This window comes from Bartonella sp. AP3QHHD (assembly GCF_042195765.1).
Lineage (GTDB): Bacteria > Pseudomonadota > Alphaproteobacteria > Rhizobiales > Rhizobiaceae > Bartonella.
In genome coordinates, this window is the sequence record NZ_JBHIPC010000020.1 from 1 (window position 1) to 1517 (window position 1517).

The window sequence follows — 1517 nt, forward strand, 5'->3', positions numbered from 1 at the left end:
GTGTCCGCGCTGCATTATCACTGTTTGCAATATTGATGCTCGTGCCGCTTTTTTCGCCTCCAATGCTAATAACATGCGTCTTTTCATCTTGTTTAACTAAGCTATCACCAACAACTTTGTTAATTTCTTTATGAATATTCGTGAAAGACGTCCCTACTCCTGCTAACGCATCCGCAACATTGCCATAACTCTTCTCTTCATCTTTTCCATCAGAGTTGACTGTTTTTAGCTTGAAACTTGGAGCACCCCATTCTCCCTTATCATTATAGCCGGCTCCTCCACCAAAATACTCCGCAAACATCTTATTCATGGAATAGAGTTGTGAACCATTCACCGCATCCGTCGATGCTTTTGAAACATCACCTTCCTTAACACCTGAGAGTGTCCGCGCTGCATTATCACTGTTTGCAATATTGATGCTCGTGCCGCTTTTTTCGCCTCCAATGCTAATAACATGCGTCTTTTCATCTTGTTTAACTAAGCTATCACCAACAACTTTGTTAATTTCTTTATGAATATTCGTGAAAGACGTCCCTACTCCTGCTAACGCATCCGCAACATTGCCATAACTCTTCTCTTCATCTTTTCCATCAGAGTTGACTGTTTTTAGCTTGAAACTTGGAGCACCCCATTCTCCCTTATCATTATAGCCGGCTCCTCCACCAAAATACTCCGCAAACATCTTATTCATGGAATAGAGTTGTGAACCATTAACCGCATCCGTCGATACTTTTGAAACATCACCTTCCTTAACACCTGAGAGTGTCCGCGCTGCATTATCACTGTTTGCAATATTGATGCTCGTACCGCCTTTTTTACCACCAATGCTGATGACATGCGTCTCATCATCTTGCTTAACTAAGCTATCACTAACAACTTTGTTAATCTCCTTGTTAATCTCGTTATGAATATTCGTGAAAGACGTCCCTACTCCTGCTAACGCATCCGCAACATTATCATAACTCTTCTCTTCATCCTTGCCANCTTTTTTACCACCAATGCTGATGACATGCGTCTCATCATCTTGCTTAACTAAGCTATCACTAACAACTTTGTTAATCTCCTTGTTAATCTCGTTATGAATATTCGTGAAAGACGTCCCTACTCCTGCTAACGCATCCGCAACATTATCATAACTCTTCTCTTCATCCTTGCCATCTTCCTTAACAGTCTTAACCTTGAAAGTGGGAGCGGTCCAGTTTCCATCAACATTATATCCAGCTCCTCCACCAAAATAGGTCGCAAACATCTTATTCATGGAATAGAGTTGTGAGCCATTAACCGCATCACTTGAGGTTTCCGAAACCGTTCCATCATGCACTCCGGAAAGAGTACGTTTCGTACCATCAGTGTTTGCAATATTGATGCTTGTACCGCCTTTTTCACCTCCAATGCTAATAACATGCGTCTTTTCATCTTGTTTAACTAAGCTATCGCCTACGACCTTGGTAAGCTCTTTTTTTACATTTGTGATAGAAGTACCTACACCCTCAAAGGCGGAAGCTACATCAGTATAG

Annotated in this window: 1 pseudogene; it reads right to left on the bottom strand. The window is 41.6% G+C overall.

What is annotated here, in order from left to right:
• Nucleotides 1-1517 (bottom strand): annotated as a pseudogene (locus ACFIL7_RS01320) (hypothetical protein); the annotation flags it as partial.